The following is a 15,965-nucleotide window of genomic DNA, read 5'->3' as shown; positions in this document are numbered from 1 at the left end:
ACCTGTCGCGGTCGTATGTACGACGAGGCCGGTGGCGAATCCTTGCACGCTCAACCACGCGTGGGTGAGGTGAAATCTGGTCACACGTGTGGGGGGTTGGCTGAGTGTGATGCGGCGATCGTCGATAAGGGGTGGAAGGCTGACGCCGCGGGCCGTTACTGGTTAAAGGCCGGCAGGGCTTGTGGGGCCGGACTAAGCGTCGGCGGGCTCAGTTGCGGGGACGGTGGGGACCGACGGGGCGGGTGTGGCGGGCGGGGCCTCGACCGGGCGGGCCGCACGTGATCTGGGGCCGGTGCGCCGGACCCGTACCGACGTCCTGGACATCGCCTATCACGACGTCGGCCCGGCCCGCGGCACACCGGTGATCCTCCTGCACGGTTGGCCGTTCAGCCCCGTCGGCTCCTACGCCGAGGTGGCGCCCGCGCTCGCCCGGCGCGGATACCGCTGCTACGTCCCCTATCTGCGCGGCCACGGACAAACCCGCTTCCTGCACCAGGGCACCTTCCGCTCCGGCCAGCAGGCGGCACTCGGCGCGGACCTGATCGCCTTCATGGACGCCTTGCGCATTCCCCGGGCCCTGTTCGCCGGATACGACTGGGGCGGGCGGGCCGGTGACGTCGCCGCGGCACTGTGGCCGGAACGCTGCACCGGCCTCGTCTCCGTGAACGGCTACCTCATCCAGAACCTCGCCGTCGCCCAGGAGCCGCTGCCCCCCGCGCGGGAGGAGGGCTACTGGTACTTCTTCTACTTCCTCACCGAGCGCGGACGGAAGGGACTGCGGCGCGACCGGGAGGGCCTGGCCCGCGTCGTCTGGCGCCGCAACTCGCCCGAATGGCGCTTCAGCGAGGCCGAGTTCGCGGAGGCGGCGGCGCTGTGGTCCAACCCCGACTACGTCGACGTGGTGATCCACGGCTACCGGCACCGCATGGCGGCCGCCCCCGGGGACCGCCGGTACGCGGGCCTGGAGCGGAGACTGCTGGACCAGCCGAAGATCACCGTCCCCGCGGTCACTCTGGACGGGCAGGCCGACGGCGTCATCCCGCCGACCGACGGCAGCGGATACGCCGCCCACTTCTCGGGCCCTTGGACGCATCACGTCGTGCCGGACGCCGGTCACAACCTCCCTCAGGAGCAGCCCGCGGCTTTCATCGACGCCGTCCTCGAAGTCGACGCCATGCGCTGAACGTTGCACCGCGCCGCAGCACACACCCACATCGACGATCTTGCACACGTATCGTCTGCTGACGCGTTTTCAGCAGTCACACGTATCTCCTTCGGTGCGGCCTGAACGCGGCTCGGCGAAGCAGCCGTTGAAGTCGTTCAAACTGACGTCCACCATCACCATCACCATCACCGCTGTCGCTGTCGCTGTCGCTGTCGCTGTCGCTGTCGCCGGAGCCGCGCTGCTCCTCTCGGCCGGACCGGCGGCCGCGGACAACCCTCCGTGCAGCGGCTGCCCAAGTGGGCACTCTGCCTCGAAGTGGGGCCTGAAGGCCGACTACGCCTTCGGGACCCCCAACGCGCACCTCAACGACAAGATCTCTTCGCTCCGGTTCTACTGCCCGTAAGTCCGCGCCTACGCGTGCTCGTCCGCCCGGATCGTGGGCCACAGCACGGACACGACACGGTCCGTGTGATCGGTCGGGGTGCTCGCCCCGGTCTGCAGGTAGTCGCCGAAGTAGCTGCCGAAGCACAGGGCGACCACGGTGTCGAGATCGGCGTCCGCACGCACCGCGCCGGCGTCCTGGAGTCGCTGGAGGGTCTGCATCAGTTCCGCGCAGCGCGGCTTGTTGCCGTGCTCGCGCATCTGCTCGAACAGTTCCGGCTCGCGCTCGGCCTCGCTCATGAAGTTGCCGTGCAGCTCCATCGCCCGCTCGTTGTGGTAGCGGGGGTCCAGGCGCCGGACTGCCTCGGTGAACGCCTCCACGGGCGTCATCCCCTCCACGTCCAGGGGAGGGTAGGCCTCGCGCTGCTTCGCCAGGCCGTAGTGGAGCGCGTCCACCACCAACTCGCGCTTGTTCGGCCAGCGTCGGTACAGGGTCGGGCGCGTCACCCCTGCGTCCGCCACCACGTCGCCGATCGTCATCCGCGTGTACCCGTCGGTGGCCAGGCGTGCGCGCGTGGCCTGAAGGATCGCCTCCTCGATCGCCGGGTCGCGCGGCCTGCCGCCGGGGTGCGGGGCGCGCTCCTGCGCGGACGCGCGCGGCTCCGCCCCGGCCTTGCGCCGCGGACGCCGCGTGCCGCCCACGCCTTTCTGGTCCTTGCTGCTCACAGCGTGTTGTCCCTCCTTGTGGGCATCCACCCTAGCCAGACCGGGGTCCCTCTCGATCGGTTTGGTTACAGTTAGCAACTGTAATGGAGGGGTGCGTGTGGACTGCCGCTGACCGGAATCGGGCAGGTCTCGACTGGCACCCCTACGCAGCCCGTGGACCGTCGGGCGACTGCTCAAACAGCCACCGCTGGTCCGTCCGTACTGCCCGGAGTGCAGGTGTACGGCATCTGCCCGCCGGACCGCGGCCCCCGGGTGAGCGAACCGTCACTACCTGGCTGCCCGACCTGGTCGACGCGCTGCTGGACGAGACGGAATTCGAGCCGCCCTTCGTGTTCTTCGGGCACAGCTTGGGAGCACTGGTCGCCTTCGAGCCGGAGGCACGTCGGCGATGGCTGACGGCACCCCGCCGCCGGAAGGTCAGACCCCGCGCCTGCGGCGCCACGCCACGGCCGCGCCCAACAGCCCCCCGGCGACGACGGCGGACCCGGCGCCGACCGCGACACCCCGGCCGAACCCCGAACCGTCGTCCCCGTCCCGGTCACTCCCGCTCCGGTCACCCTCGGATCCGGCGACGGTCACCTCCTTGCGCAGGACGATCGCCGGGTAGTCGCACGTGTAGTCCTCCTCGCCCTCGCCCACGCAGTCGGCGTCCTTGTGCCGGAGGGTGAACGTCACCGGGTACGTCCCCGGCCGGACGCCCTTCTTGACCCGGCCTGCGCCGACCCAGGCCGCGCCCGTGTCCCCCATGGCCGTGCCCTCGTCCAGGGCGGGGCTCGACACCTTCACCGCCGTCGGCCGGGGGTTGCCGGGGCGTTCCTTGACCGTGAGGTCCACAAGACCGCCGGGCGCGGCCGGGCCGCCGACCGAGGCGTAGCCCCGCCCGGGGAACGGGAGCCGCTCGGCGTGAGCCGGGCCCGACACCCCGATGACCAGGGCGAACGCGGCGGACGCGGTCAGCACGGCGGCTCCCGCTCGCCCGGGCGGCCCTGTGAAGTTGCTCATAAGAGGCTTTACCTTCCCTTGGTGCGCGGTGGCCATACGATCTTGGCCGACCTTGACGCAGTCACGCCATATCGGGTGACAGGCGTCTCATTCATGTGGGGGGAAACAACCATGCACGTGCGCAGAGCGCTGGGTGCCGCGGCGGGAGCCGTGGCCCTCATCCTGCTGCCGGGATTCCCGGCGCAGGCGGACCCCGGCGATCCGACGCCCACGGCGGAGGCCACCGACGCGGCACCGGCGACCGGGCCCACGTCGGAGGGTAAGCCTCCGGCACCGACCCGCGTACCGAAGCGCAAGGGCGCCGCGCTGAAGGACGAGGCGCCGAAGGGCGCGCCGAAGCCCACGAGCTCGGCCCCGACGGCCACGCCGAAGGACCCGACCGCGCCCCCGACCCCCGTACCGGCGGGCGGTGACAACGATGCCCGCGCGTTCACCCCGGCCGACGCCGACGACTACTGGACGCCCGCCCGCATGCGCGCCGCCGAGCCCGTCGAGGAGGACACGGCCCGCGAGCCCGGGTCCACGGCCCCGCGGCGGTTCGCGCGCTCGGCCAGCAAGCCCTTCGAGGGCCTGCCGATCGTCGGCACCTTCTTCTGGAACGACGGCACCAACACCGGCCGCTTCTGCGGCGGCACGGTCGTCAAGAGCCCCGGCAAGAACATCGTGATGAGCGCCGGGCACTGCTTCGACGACCAGGACGCGCGCAAGAACCTGACGTTCGTCCCGCAGTACGACGACGGCAAGAAGCCGCACGGCGCCTTCACCGTCAAGCCCGGCCGCATCTACGTCGACAAGCGGTACCTGTCCAAGGGCCCGGACGCCGCGGCCGACCTGGACTTCAACTTCCTGGTGCTCGAGCCGCGCGGCGGCAAGAACGTCGAGGACGTCGTCGGCGGCGCCGAGCTGAAGATCAACGCCGGGTACGACCACAATCCGGTCCGCCTCATCGGCTACCCCGCCAACCAGAAGCGCCCGCTGGACTGCACGGACAAGACGGTCCGCTACAACAGCACCGACCCGAAGATCCCGGGCAGCTTCCTGCGCATCGCCTGCGACAAGTACTCCGGCGGTGCCTCCGGTGGCCCGTTCCTCATCAAGCAGGGCAGCGGCTTCGGCATCATCGGCGTCATCGGCGGCTGGAAGACCGGCGGCGACGTGGACGACATCTCGTACAGCTCCTACCTGGACGGCGACGCCAAGGCGCTGTACGACGACGCGGTGAACAACAAGCCCCCGGCCGGGCGCGGCGTCCTCGGCAAGGCCGAGACGTGGAAGCACGCCGAGGTCATGGCCGGCGGCTACTTCACCGACGGCAACGCGGGCACGTGGGACTACTCCGACCTGGTGGTGCGCTGGTCCGACGGCGAGGTCAGCCTGTACCGCGGCGCCGGTGAGGACAACGACAACTTCGACAAGGAGATCCGTCTCACCGGTCCCAACGGCACCTGGAAGCACGCCGTCACCATGGCCGCGGGCGACTTCTCCGGGGCCGACACGGACGACCTGATCGTGCGCTGGTCCGACGGCGAGCTGACGCTGTACCCGGACGTCGACGCGGCGGGCTTCCACGGCGAGGTGCAGCTCCAGAAGCCCAACGACCTGTGGAAGCACGCCACCTCCATCACCGGAGGCCGCTACACCACCGACAACAAGTGGACCGACGACCTCGTCGTCCGCTGGAGCGACGGTGAGGTCACCCTCTACACCAACCTCAACCGTGACGGCTTCCACGGCGAGAAGAAGCTCGCCGCGCCCAACGGCACGTGGACGCACGCCTCGACGATCACCTCGGGCGACTTCACCGGCAACGACCAGCACGACCTCATGGTGCGCTGGACGGACGGCGAGCTGACGCTCTACAAGGACATCGACCAGAACGGCTTCCACGGCGAGGTCCAGGTCAAGAAGCCCAACCGGCTCTGGACGCACGCCACGGTCCTCGGTGCGGGCGACTACACCGAGAACAAGCACCCGGACGACTTCCTGGTGCGCTGGTCCGACGGCGAGGTCTCCATGTACCCGGACGCCGACGAGACCGGTCTGAACCGGGAGATCACGCTGGTGTACCCGCCCGCGTAACGGCCACCGGGCCGCGCGGCAGCAGGTAGAAGGGCCCCTCCCCGCCGGGGGAGGGGCCCTTCGCGTGCCGCGCGCACAATCCTTGGGGTTGCCCTGCTGCGGATAAAGGTTTCTTTACGCAGAGGCTGCTGACACGGGCGCGGGTATGACAGAGGATCTTCAGGTGCGCAGGGTGCGTTGACCACCGCCCGCGCCTTCGCACCAGGGGGAATCACCACGAGGACGCGCGTTGCGCCTGCCCGGCGCCGCGCCTCGTTTCCACGCGCACGGCGGCCCGTCGTCGGGTCCCGCGCGCCCTCTTGTCGCCGTGCACCGACGTGTACCGGCGTGCACCGACGTATCGACCGATGACCAGGAGCCGTCATGCCGCCCGTCCCGGACACCGACCGGACCCGCCCGTTCTCCGCCGAAAGCCGTGACGAGACGGCCGCGTTGCTGACCAAGGCCCTCCACCTGGGCCTCGACTTCAAGCTGCAGGCCGAGGTGTTCCGCGAGCGCGTCCCGTCCGCCGTGGCGCGCGACCGCCTGGTGACGGAGCTGCCCGAGGGGCCCGCGAGCGTGGAGACGGCACTCGCCGAGTTCACCGACACCATGCTGCCGTTGTGCAAGAACGAGGCCAGCCCGCAGTTCCTCGGCTTCGGCGACACCGGCGACGACGTGGGCGCGCTCACCGGCGGCGTCCTCGCGCTGCTCACCCAGCAGAACCTCATCAACCAGAGCTTCGACTCGCCGAGCGGCACCTTCGTGGAGACCACGGTCCTGCGCTGGCTGCGCGAGCTCATCGGCTTCACCAACCCGCCGGTCGACCGGCTGAAGACGGTGTTCGACGTGGGCGGGATCATCACGCACGGCGGCACCATGAGCAACTCCCTCGCCATGATGCTGGCCCGTGAGCACAAGGTGCCGGGCACCATGGAGCACGGCGTGCGGGACCCCGGGCAGTACGCGATCGTCGTGCCCCGCGACATCGGCCACTACAGCGTCAAGAGCGCCCTGAAGTGGATCGGCCTCGGCTACCAGGTCATCGAGGTCGACACCGACGGTTTCCGCTACGACCTGAAGGCCCTGGAGCGGGCGCTGCGCGAGCACGCGGGCCGGGTGATGTCCGTGGTGGCGTACGCCGGGGACAGCCGCACCCAGACCGTCGACGACCTGCGCGGCGTCCGCGACGTGGTGCGCGCCGCCGACGCGAGCATCTGGCTGCACGCGGACGCCTGTTGGGGCCTGCTCTGCGCCTTCAGCGACGAACTGCGCGGCCTGATCGAGGGCATCGCCGACTACGACAGCGTGACCGTGGACCCGCACAAGGTCATGGGCGTGCCGCACAGCCTCGGGGCGGTCCTGGTCAGGGACCCGGAGAGCCTGCGGGCGATCTCCAGCCACTCGGGCCTCATCATGGGCGACGACTTCGACTTCGGGCAGGTCACGCCGTTCGTCGGCACCAAGGCCTGGCTGTCCCTGAAGCTGTGGATGATGATGCGCACGCGCGGCCGCTCGGGCCTGGCCCACCTCGCCGAGGACCGGGTGGCCACGGCACGGCGGTTCGCCGACCTGGTCGACGCCCGCGAGCGCCTGGTCCGCCTGCATCCCGTCGACATGATGGCGGTCACTTTCCTGTACGTGCCCGCGGACGTCGACGTCACCGCCCCCGACATCGAGCGGATCAACGAGGCCAACCTGCGCATCCACGAGCGCATGCTCACCGACGGCACCTGGCACCTGCACCACTTCGGCCTCCCCGACGACACCGGCGTCCTCAAGCACGGCGCGACGCTGTACCCGATGCGGTTCATGGCGGCCAACCCGCGCATCGAGGAGCAGCACATGACCGGCGTCCTCGACTACGTCCTGGAGCTCGGCGCCCTCTTCGACAAGGGGGAGCTGTGATGGAGCGTCACACCGCAGGCGCCGTACGGGAGTTCCGTACGCTGACGCCGTTCCGCGCCAGCCCGGTCGCGCACGACCCGCGTGACGTACTGCGCCTCGCCCTGTCCGAGAACCCCCTCGGCGCCTCGCCGAAGGCCATGGACGCGGCACGCTCCGCCCTCGAACACGCCCACTGGTACCCGCACTCCGACGGCGAGCCCCTGCGCGGCCGCCTCGCCGCGCACTACGGCCTGTCCGGGCACCAGGTCATCGTCGGCAACGGCGTGGACGAGATCATCCTGCTCGTCGCCCTCGCCACCTCCGGCGCCGACCGCCCCACGGTCATCACCGCTAACACCTTCGCCGGGTACGCCGCCTCCCTGGAGACCGCGGGCCACACGGTGACCACGGTGCCGCTGGCCGGAGCGGACGGGATCGACCTGCACGCGGTGTGCGAGGCGGCGCGCGACGCGGCCTGCGTCGTGGTGTGCAACCCTCACAACCCGACGGGCACGGCCCTCACCGCCGACCAGATCACGACGCTCGTCGAGGCGTGTGCCGACGCCGGGGCCCTCCTCGTCCTGGACGAGGCGTACGCAGAGTTCGCCGACGCCAGGTGCTTCGGCAGCGGCCTTCCGCATCTGGGGCGGCCGGGCGTGGTGGTCCTGCGCACCTTCTCCAAGGCGTACGGACTCGCGGGCCTGCGCTGCGGCTACGCCCTCGGCGACGCGGACCTCATCGCCGCGATGACCGCGATCCGCACCGCCCTGCCATACAACACCAACCGGGTGGCCCTCGCCGCCGCGGTCGCCGCGCTCGCCGATCAGGAGCACCTGCGGACCGTGGTCGACGCGTGCACGACGGCCCGGCGGGAGCTGCGGGCCAAGCTCGCGGACCTGGGCGTGGAGAGCCTGCCCTCGCAGACGAACTTCGTGCTCGCCCGCCTGAGCGACCACGCCGAGCAGGCCGGGCGCGTCATCGCGTGCCTGGCGGAGCGGCACGGCATCCACATCCGGGACATGGCGGGCCTGGGCTTCGCGGGCTGGGCGCGGATCAGCGTCCCGCGCCCCCACGACGTGCCGCCGCTGACCGCCGCGCTCCGCTCCGCCCTTGCGGGGCCGGGCGCGACCGGCTGACCCGGGGTCCGCCGTGTCAGCTGTGTCCGCCGTGTTCAGCCCCTACCGGAAGATATTCGCCGCGCCCGGCGCGGCCTCGTTCACCGCCGCGGGCTTCTTCGGGCGCATGACGCTCTCCATGATGGGCGTCGGCGTCATCACGCTCGTCTCCCAGGTCACCGGGCGGTACGGCCTCGCCGGAGCGCTGGCCGCGACCTTCGCGCTCGCGGCCGCGGTGATCGGCCCGCAGACGTCGCGCCTGGTGGACCGGCACGGCCAGGCGAAGGTGCTGCGCCTGGTGACGCCGGTCGCCGTCGTCGCGGCGGCGGGGCTGCTGCTCTGCCTGCGGCAGGACGCCCCGGAGTGGGCCCTGTTCGGGTGTGCCGCGGGCATCGGGTGCGCGCCGAACGTCGGCTCGATGGTCAAGGCCCGCTGGGCCGAGGTCCACCGCGGCTCGCCGCGCGAGCTGCACACCGCGTACGCGTGGGAGGCCGTGGTGGACGAGGTCTGCTACATCGTCGGCCCCATCGTCTCCATCGGCCTTTCCACCGCCTGGTTCCCGCAGGCGGGCGTGGTGCTCGCGGGCGGATGCCTCACCGTCGGCGTCCTCTGGCTCACCGCCCAGCGCGCCACCGAGCCCGCCCCGCACCCACGGACGGCCGACGGCACCGGCCTGGCGCTGCGCTCCCGCGGCCTCCAGGTGCTCGTCGCCACGTACGTCGCCATCGGGGTCATCTTCGGCTCCGTCGACGTGGTCACGGTGGCGTTCGCGGAGGAGCGCGGCCACAAGGGGGCGGCGAGCCTGGTGCTCGCCGCGTACGCGGTGGGCTCCTGCGTCGCGGGGATCGTCCTCGGTCTGGTGCACCTCAAGGGCACGCCGTACGGGAACTGGCTCGCGGGGGTGTGCGCCATGGCCGTGACGGTGCTTCCGCTGCTGTGGGCGCCGGGCCTCTGGACCCTCGCGGCGCTGCTGTTCGTCGCCGGTCTGTGCATCGCCCCGACCATGATCACCGCCATGCCGCTCCTGGAACGGCACGTGCCCCCGGGCCAGTTCACCGAAGGCATGTCCTGGACCGGCACCGGTCTCGCCATCGGCCTCGCCGTGGGCTCCTCGGTGTCCGGTTGGGCCGTGGACGCCTCGGGCGCCGACGCGGGATACGCCGTGCCGTGCGTGGCCGGGGCGGCGGCCGTCGCGGTGGCCCTCGCGGGCGGCCGCCGGCTGCGAGGGTAGGCCGGCACGGGGCGGGAACGGCGTCCGGACGTCGGCGACAGGAGGACGGCGCCCGGAAGGGGCGGACGGACCGTGTTCGGTCCGTCCGCCCCTCCGGGGTGTTCGTTCGCTACGGAAGGCCGTGCACCTTCGGGCCGACGGCGTTCGACCACGCGTGGCCCGCCGTCGCGTCCCAGTTCGTCGACCACGTCATGGCGCCGCGCAGCGACGGGTACGTCTTCGACGGCTTGAAGGAGCCGCAGCCGGTGCCGCGGGTCAGGCAGTCGAGGGCGTTGTTCACGACCGACGGGGCGACGTAACCGCTGCCCGCGCCCCGCGTCGACGCCGGGACGCCGATCCCGACCTGCGACGGGTCGAGGCCGCCCTCCAGCTGGATGCAGGCGAGCGCGGTCAGGAAGTCCACGCTGCCCTGGCTGTAGACCTTGCCGTCGCAGCCGAGCATCGAACCGCTGTTGTAGTACTGCATGTTGACGACTGTGAGGATGTCCTTCACGTTCAGCGCCGTCTGGAAGTACCCGCCGGACGTGGACTGCATGTCGATGGTCTGCGGTGCCATCGTGAGCACCATCTTCGGGCCCGCCTTCGCCGAGAGCTGGCGCAGCGCCTTCGACATGTAGGTGGGGTTGATGCCGTTCTCCAGGTCGATGTCGACGCCGTTGAACCCGTACTCCTGCATCAGCGCGTAGGCACTGTTGGCGAACGCCGTCGCGGAGGCGTCACTGTTGACGGAGATGGTGCCCTTCTCGCCGCCGACCGAGAGGATCACGGACTTGCCCGCGGCCTTCTTCGCGGCGATGTCCGCCTTGAAGTCGGCGGTGGAGGCGTAGCCGACGGCCGGGTCCAGGTTGAAGGTGATCTGCCCCGGGGTGGGGGTGGCGTCGGCGAACGACACGGCGATGATGTCGTACTGCGAGGACACGTCCCGCAGCTTCTGCACGGTCGCGCCGTTGTTGAAGTTCTGCCAGTAGCCGGTCACCGCGTGCCGGGGCACCGTGCCGTCGCCGCCGCCGTCGCCCTTGGGGGTCGTCACGGACACCGCCGTCGACTTCGCCGACTCGCCCGCCGCGTTCGAGGCGCTCACCTGGAAGCTGTACGTGGTCTCCGGCGTGAGCCCGGTGACGGTCGTGGAGGCGCCACCGGCCGAGGCGACCTTCGTGCCGTCGCGGTAGACGGTGTAGCCCGTCGCCGTGGACGACGGCGTCCAGGACAGGTCCACCGACGTGGGCGTCGTCGTGCCCGCCGCGAGGCCGGCCGGGACGGGCGGTATCTCGACCGGGTCGGGGCCGCCGCCCCCGTCGGGCCCGAAGACGCTCACGTCGTCCACGTAGTACGCGCTCTGCCCGTACCAGCCGTGGGTGTACACGGTGACCGAGGTGGTGTTCGCGCCGGTGGTGAAGCTGGTGGAGAGCTGCTGCCAGGACGAGGCGCTCGGCGTCCAGGTCGACACGTCGGTGGTACCGGTGCCGCGGGCACCGAGGTAGGCGTAGCTGCCCTGCACCCAACTGCTCAGCTTGTACGTCGAGTTCGGCTTCACCGCGACGATCTGCGAGCACTCGGCGGTGCCCTGGCCGGACGGGGTGGCCTTGAGCGCCTTCGCCCCGCCGTGCACGGGGGTCGTGACGGCGGCACCGCTGTTCGCGGCACAGGTCCAGTTGCTCAGGTCCGCCTCGAACCCGGCGTTCTTGGCGACGTTGACGTCCGCCGCTCTGGTGCTCGCGGCCTTGGTGGCGGCCGCGTTGGTGTCGGCCGACTGCGCGGGCGCGGCGAGCGCGGTGACGGCGAGCGCGGCGGCCGCACCGACGGCCAGCGCCGCGCTGATCCTCCGGCGGACGCCGGGTCTGTCCTGACGCACACGGTCCACGGGGGGCCTCCTGGGGGCGAGGTGAAGCACGTAAGCGACGACGGTGGCCACCGCTGTTGCGCGCAAAGTTGGTCCAGACCAATCGAGTTGTCAAGACCTCAGGAGAGGGGAACCTGAACGGGCAGCGCGGGCCTTCGCTGTGCGTGCCGGGGGGTGGCTCTCCATGCCGCGGTGATCGTCGAGGCGGGTGCATCCCTCGCCGACGTCACCCCGCACCTCATCGGCCTTGCCGAACGCGGCAGCCAGAGCCGGCGTACCCGGGGTCGGGGAGAGGCGGAGCCGCCACGCTTGGACGTCGCGGTGGGTGCACCCGCGCGCAGGGGTCAACAGCTCCCGCCTTTTGTCTAAGGAATTTCACAGAACGCGCCCGCGGAGTCCTTCTGGTGAGTTATCGGGTCGGCGGCGAAGCTAACATCGAGATCGAGCCAGCCGGTGTAGCCGCCGACGACCTCGATGCATGGACTGTGAATCGATGGAGGAGTCTTGGTCGACGCCCTGCACCCCCCTGTGCCGCTGCCCACCAAGCGGAGCTGCCCCTTCGATCCTCCGGATGACTACACTCCGCTGCGCGAGCAGGAGCGAATAACGCGCATGAGTTATCCGGACGGCACGCCCGGGTGGCTCATCACCCGCCATGCTGAAGCAAAGGAACTCTTCACCCATAAGAGCTTCAGCGCGCGCCAGGAAGGGCTGATCTCCCCCGTCCCCACGGAGCTGGCGTACGACGGCCCGGCCGATCCGGGTGCTTTTGCGAAGACGGACGACCCGGTCCACAGCAAGTACCGCAAGCTGGTCACCGGCTTTTTCACGGTCCGGCGCACGCGTCAACTCACCCCCATGATCGAGCGAATCGTGCACGAGCAACTCGACGATCTGGAAAAGGCCGGTCCGGGCGCCGACCTGGTGGAGGTCTTCACCGAATCCGTTCCCGCCCGGGTGATGTGCGAGATGATCGGCGTCCCCGAATCGGAGCGGAAGAGCCTCCAGCGTCACGTGGAGACCCTCGGCCGGCTCTCCACGACCGTTCCCGCGGCGCTCGCCGCCGTGTCGGGGATGAGCGGGTTCCTGGCCCGCTTCGTCCCCAGCCGCATGGAGGACCCCCGGGACGACATCCTCGGGGACCTCATCCGCGGCGGGCAGCTCACCGAGCAAGAACTCATGGGCATCACCGCCACGTTGATCACCGGGGCCTTCGACACCACGGGCAACATGCTCGCCATGGGCGTCTACACCCTGCTTGAGCACCCGGACCAACTGGCAAAGCTCCAGGAGGACCCGGAGCTCATGGGGGCCGCCGTCGAGGAACTCCTCCGCTTCCTCACCATCTCCCACCTCGGGGCCAGCCGGTGGGCGCTCGAAGACGTCGAGTTCGCCGGTCGGACCATCAAGAAGGGCGAGGTGGTCACTGTCGCCCTCCCCGCCGCCAACCGCGACCCCGAGCGCTACGAGAACCCCGATCAGCTGGACATCGGCCGTACGGATCACGGGCACTTGGGGCTCGGCCACGGCGTCCACCAGTGTCTCGGCCAGCATCTCGCCCGCACGATCCTGCGCGTCGGCTACGAGGCCCTGTTCGACAGGTTCCCCACGCTGCGACTGGCCGTACCGGCTGATGAGGTCCCGATGCGGGACGACTGCGTGCACTACGGCCCCGGGTCGCTCCGCGTCACCTGGGACGACTGAACGAGACGTACAAGCGGTGAATGCGACGGACGGTGGGACGTTCTCCCACCGTCCGTCACCGTCATGCAAGAGGGCCCACAAGACGCAGACGCGTCGGCCCATCTCGAACGACAAGGTAGGACTGAGACCCGATGAGGATCACCGCCGACCGTGAGGTGTGCTGTTCGGCGGGCCAGTGCGCGCTGATCGCGCCTGACCTGTTCGACCAGAGCGACGAGGACGGCTCCGTCGTTCTGCTCGACGCGCGGCCCGACGCCGAATGGCTGGACGTTCTGCGCGAGGTCGTATCCCGTTGTCCGACCGGTGCGATCCGCCTCGAAGAAGACCCTGGCGCGTGAAAGCAGGGCCTGAGATTTCGGGCCCCGAATGCCGGCGGAGAACGTGACCGTGGCGAGGATCACACGGTTGGTCAAGCGCCGCTGAAACCAAATCCCCGGGAAACACGTCCGAGGCGTCAACCATGCCTGAGTGGGTTTCTAGGGTTTCCCTTACGGAACCAGGGCTAATGTGGCCGGTGTCCGTCTGGCAATGCGTGTTCTCGTAACTTTCAGGTCCGTTGCGCTCTTCCAGCGAACGACGCGTCAAGTGTGGAGTTTCTGATGCCTGCTGCATCCAACCAGAACAAAGCCGTTGAAGCGCTGCGCAAGTCGTTCAAGGAAATCGAGCGGCTCCGGCGTCAGAACCGCCAGCTGGTCAGTTCGGCCACCGAGCCCATTGCCATCATCGGTATGGCCTGCCGATTCCCGGGTGGAGTGAATTCCCCCGAGGCGCTGTGGCGCCTGGTCGCCGATGGATCGGACGCCATCTCGCCCTTCCCGACAAACCGCGGCTGGGACGTGGAGGGGATCTACAATCCGGATCCGGAGCATACGGGTACCAGTTACGTTCGCGAAGGCGGCTTCCTCCACGACGCGGATCAATTCGACTCCGCGTTCTTCGGCATCCCGCCCCGCGAGGCCCTGGCCATGGACCCGCAGCAGCGGCTGCTCCTTGAGACGTCGTGGGAGGTCATGGAGCGGGCGGGCATCGACCCCGCGTCGTTGCGTGGCAGCCAGACCGGCGTCTTCACCGGCGCCATGCACACCACTTACGCTTCCGAGGCCGCGCAGATCCCGGACGAGATCGAGCCGTACCTCCACAACGGCGCCACCACCAGCATCGCCTCGGGCCGTGTCTCCTACACCTTCGGTTTCGAAGGCCCCGCGCTGACGGTGGACACCGCCTGCTCATCGGCGCTGGTCGCCCTGCACCTGGCCGCGCAGGCGCTGCGTCAGGGCGAGTGTTCCATGGCGCTGGTCGGCGGTGCGACGGTCATGGTGAGCCCCAAGGGCTTCGTCACCTTCAGCCGCCAGCGCGGACTGGCCGCCGACGGCCGCTGCAAGGCGTTCGCCGACGCTGCCGACGGCACCTCATGGTCCGAGGGCATCGGTGTGCTGCTGGTGGAACGGCTGTCCGACGCGCGGCGCAACGGGCACGAGATCCTCGCGGTGGTGCGCGGCTCCGCCGTGAACCAGGACGGCGCGAGCAACGGCCTGACGGCCCCCAACGGCCCCTCTCAGCGCCGCGTGATCCGGCAGGCCCTCGAGAACTGCGAGCTGACCACCAGCCAGATTGACGCGGTCGAGGCGCACGGTACGGGCACGACGCTGGGTGACCCGATCGAGGCGCAGGCGCTGCTGGCCACCTACGGGCAGGACCGGCCGGAGGGACGGCCGCTGTGGCTGGGCTCGCTGAAGTCGAACCTCGGTCACACGCAGGCCGCGGCCGGTGTGGCCGGCGTCATCAAGATGGTGATGGCGATGCGGCACGGCGTGCTGCCGAAGACACTGCATGTCGACACCCCGTCGAGCCACGTGGACTGGTCCGAGGGCGAGGTCGAGCTGCTGACCGAGTCCAGGCCGTGGCCGGAGACGGGCGAGCCGCGCAGGGCCGGTGTGTCCTCGTTCGGCGTGAGCGGGACGAACGCGCATGTGATCCTGGAGCAGGCTCCGGAGGTCGAGGCGGCCGAGGAGCCTGTCGACGGCGGCGTCGCGGGTCCGGTGGCCTGGGTGGTGTCGGGCAAGAGCGGCGACGCGCTGCGGGATCAGGCCGCCAGGCTGCGGGAGTTCGTGGCCGAGCGCCCCGAGCTGGGCGCCGCCGATGTGGCGCTCTCCCTGGCGACGACCAGGTTCGCGTTCGAGCAGCGCGCCGTGGTGACCGGTACCAGCCGTGAGGAGCTCCTCGAGTGCCTGGAGGCGGTGGCCGAGGGTGTTTGTGTTCCCGGGTCAGGGGGCGCAGTGGGCGGGTATGGCGGTGGGGCTTCTGGAGTCCTCGCCGGTGTTCGCGGAGGCGATGGGTGAGTGTGAGACGGCCCTGTCGGCGTATGTCGACTGGTCGTTGACGGACGTACTGCGCGGCGTTGACGGTGCTCCCGGGTTTGACCGGGTGGATGTGGTGCAGCCGGTGTTGTTCGCGGTGATGGTGTCGTTGGCGCGGTTGTGGCGTTCGGTGGGTGTCGAGCCGGACGCGGTGATGGGTCACAGCCAGGGTGAGATCGCGGCGGCGTGTGTGGCGGGTGCGCTGTCGCTGGAGGATGCCGCGAAGGTGGTGACCCTGCGCTCGCAGGCGATCGCCGTCGGTCTTGCTGGTCGGGGTGGGATGGTGTCGGTCGGGCTTCCGGTCGACCAGGCCAGGGAGCGTATCGCCGCTTGGGGCGGTGCGATATCCGTTGCGGCGGTGAATGGCCCGGGTTCGGTTGTGGTGTCCGGTGACGCGGGCGCGCTGGATGAGATGGTCGCGCAGCTGGAGGGTGAGGAGATCCGGGTCCGCCGGGTTCCGGTGGATTACGCCTCGCACTCCGCGCATGTGGAGGAGATC

General features: G+C 70.3%; 10 protein-coding genes and 1 pseudogene. 8 read left to right on the top strand and 3 right to left on the bottom strand.

Annotated features, from left to right (window positions below; genetic code table 11):
* Window positions 1–223 precede the first annotated feature (223 nt).
* Window positions 224–1,183 carry an alpha/beta fold hydrolase gene (locus IG74_RS0132795; protein ID WP_078869210.1) on the top strand — a complete coding sequence of 320 codons (960 nt, stop codon included), beginning with the start codon at window positions 224–226 and terminating at the stop codon, window positions 1,181–1,183.
* A gap of 393 nt (window positions 1,184–1,576) precedes the next feature.
* Here the strand turns inward: IG74_RS0132795 and IG74_RS0132785 are convergent, their stop codons facing one another.
* Entirely contained in the window at window positions 1,577–2,272 is a 696-nt protein-coding gene (locus tag IG74_RS0132785) for a TetR/AcrR family transcriptional regulator (RefSeq protein ID WP_234334525.1), read from the bottom strand.
* 417 nt (window positions 2,273–2,689) lie between these two features.
* Window positions 2,690–3,274 (bottom strand): hypothetical protein, encoded by a 585-nt coding sequence (locus IG74_RS0132780; RefSeq protein ID WP_158857860.1) that lies wholly within the window; start codon window positions 3,272–3,274, stop codon window positions 2,690–2,692.
* Between the two features lie 111 nt (window positions 3,275–3,385).
* Here IG74_RS0132780 and IG74_RS48205 point away from each other — a divergent pair, with 111 nt between their 5' ends.
* The 4 genes from IG74_RS48205 to IG74_RS0132760 all read left to right on the top strand — a co-directional run bounded on the left by IG74_RS48205 (window position 3,386) and on the right by IG74_RS0132760 (window position 9,565).
* Complete coding sequence (locus tag IG74_RS48205) at window positions 3,386–5,353, top strand: trypsin-like serine peptidase (RefSeq protein WP_051855828.1); 1,968 nt, start codon at window positions 3,386–3,388, stop codon at window positions 5,351–5,353.
* 363 nt (window positions 5,354–5,716) lie between these two features.
* Window positions 5,717–7,240 carry a pyridoxal phosphate-dependent decarboxylase family protein gene (locus IG74_RS0132770; protein ID WP_063761310.1) on the top strand — a complete coding sequence of 508 codons (1,524 nt, stop codon included), beginning with the start codon at window positions 5,717–5,719 and terminating at the stop codon, window positions 7,238–7,240.
* Complete coding sequence (locus IG74_RS0132765) at window positions 7,240–8,355, top strand: pyridoxal phosphate-dependent aminotransferase (protein WP_051855825.1); 1,116 nt, start codon at window positions 7,240–7,242, stop codon at window positions 8,353–8,355. The genes IG74_RS0132770 and IG74_RS0132765 overlap by 1 nt, the downstream gene beginning before the upstream one ends.
* A gap of 31 nt (window positions 8,356–8,386) precedes the next feature.
* Window positions 8,387–9,565, top strand: a complete 1,179-nt coding sequence (locus tag IG74_RS0132760) for an MFS transporter (protein ID WP_030684614.1) — start codon at window positions 8,387–8,389, stop codon at window positions 9,563–9,565.
* Between the two features lie 109 nt (window positions 9,566–9,674).
* Here the strand turns inward: IG74_RS0132760 and IG74_RS0132755 are convergent, their stop codons facing one another.
* Window positions 9,675–11,426: a chitinase gene (locus tag IG74_RS0132755; protein WP_030684612.1), complete on the bottom strand. Its 1,752-nt coding sequence runs from the start codon at window positions 11,424–11,426 to the stop codon at window positions 9,675–9,677.
* A 591-nt stretch (window positions 11,427–12,017) separates the two neighbouring features.
* Here IG74_RS0132755 and IG74_RS0132750 point away from each other — a divergent pair.
* From IG74_RS0132750 to IG74_RS46445, 3 genes and pseudogenes are all read left to right on the top strand, one after another.
* Window positions 12,018–13,109, top strand: a complete 1,092-nt coding sequence (locus IG74_RS0132750) for a cytochrome P450 (RefSeq protein WP_051855842.1) — start codon at window positions 12,018–12,020, stop codon at window positions 13,107–13,109.
* Between the two features lie 131 nt (window positions 13,110–13,240).
* Complete coding sequence (locus IG74_RS0132745) at window positions 13,241–13,447, top strand: ferredoxin (protein WP_030684609.1); 207 nt, start codon at window positions 13,241–13,243, stop codon at window positions 13,445–13,447.
* 261 nt (window positions 13,448–13,708) lie between these two features.
* Window positions 13,709–15,965 (top strand): annotated as a pseudogene (locus tag IG74_RS46445) (type I polyketide synthase); the annotation flags it as partial.

Origin of the sequence: Streptomyces sp. NRRL B-1347 (genome assembly GCF_000720325.1) — a bacterium.
Classification (GTDB): Bacteria; Actinomycetota; Actinomycetes; order Streptomycetales; family Streptomycetaceae; genus Streptomyces.
This window is presented reverse-complemented; position numbering and strand designations above follow the sequence as displayed.

Excerpts from the sequence above, each read along its gene's own strand:
- IG74_RS0132765 (WP_051855825.1), top strand. The coding sequence starts at position 7,240 with ATGGAGCGTCACACCGCAGGCGCCGTACGGGAGTTCCGTACGCTGACG.
- IG74_RS0132745 (WP_030684609.1), top strand. The coding sequence starts at position 13,241 with ATGAGGATCACCGCCGACCGTGAGGTGTGCTGTTCGGCGGGCCAGTGC.
- IG74_RS48205 (WP_051855828.1), top strand. The coding sequence starts at position 3,386 with ATGCACGTGCGCAGAGCGCTGGGTGCCGCGGCGGGAGCCGTGGCCCTC.
- IG74_RS0132750 (WP_051855842.1), top strand. The coding sequence starts at position 12,018 with ATGAGTTATCCGGACGGCACGCCCGGGTGGCTCATCACCCGCCATGCT.
- IG74_RS0132770 (WP_063761310.1), top strand. The coding sequence starts at position 5,717 with ATGCCGCCCGTCCCGGACACCGACCGGACCCGCCCGTTCTCCGCCGAA.
- IG74_RS0132780 (WP_158857860.1), bottom strand. The coding sequence starts at position 3,274 with ATGAGCAACTTCACAGGGCCGCCCGGGCGAGCGGGAGCCGCCGTGCTG.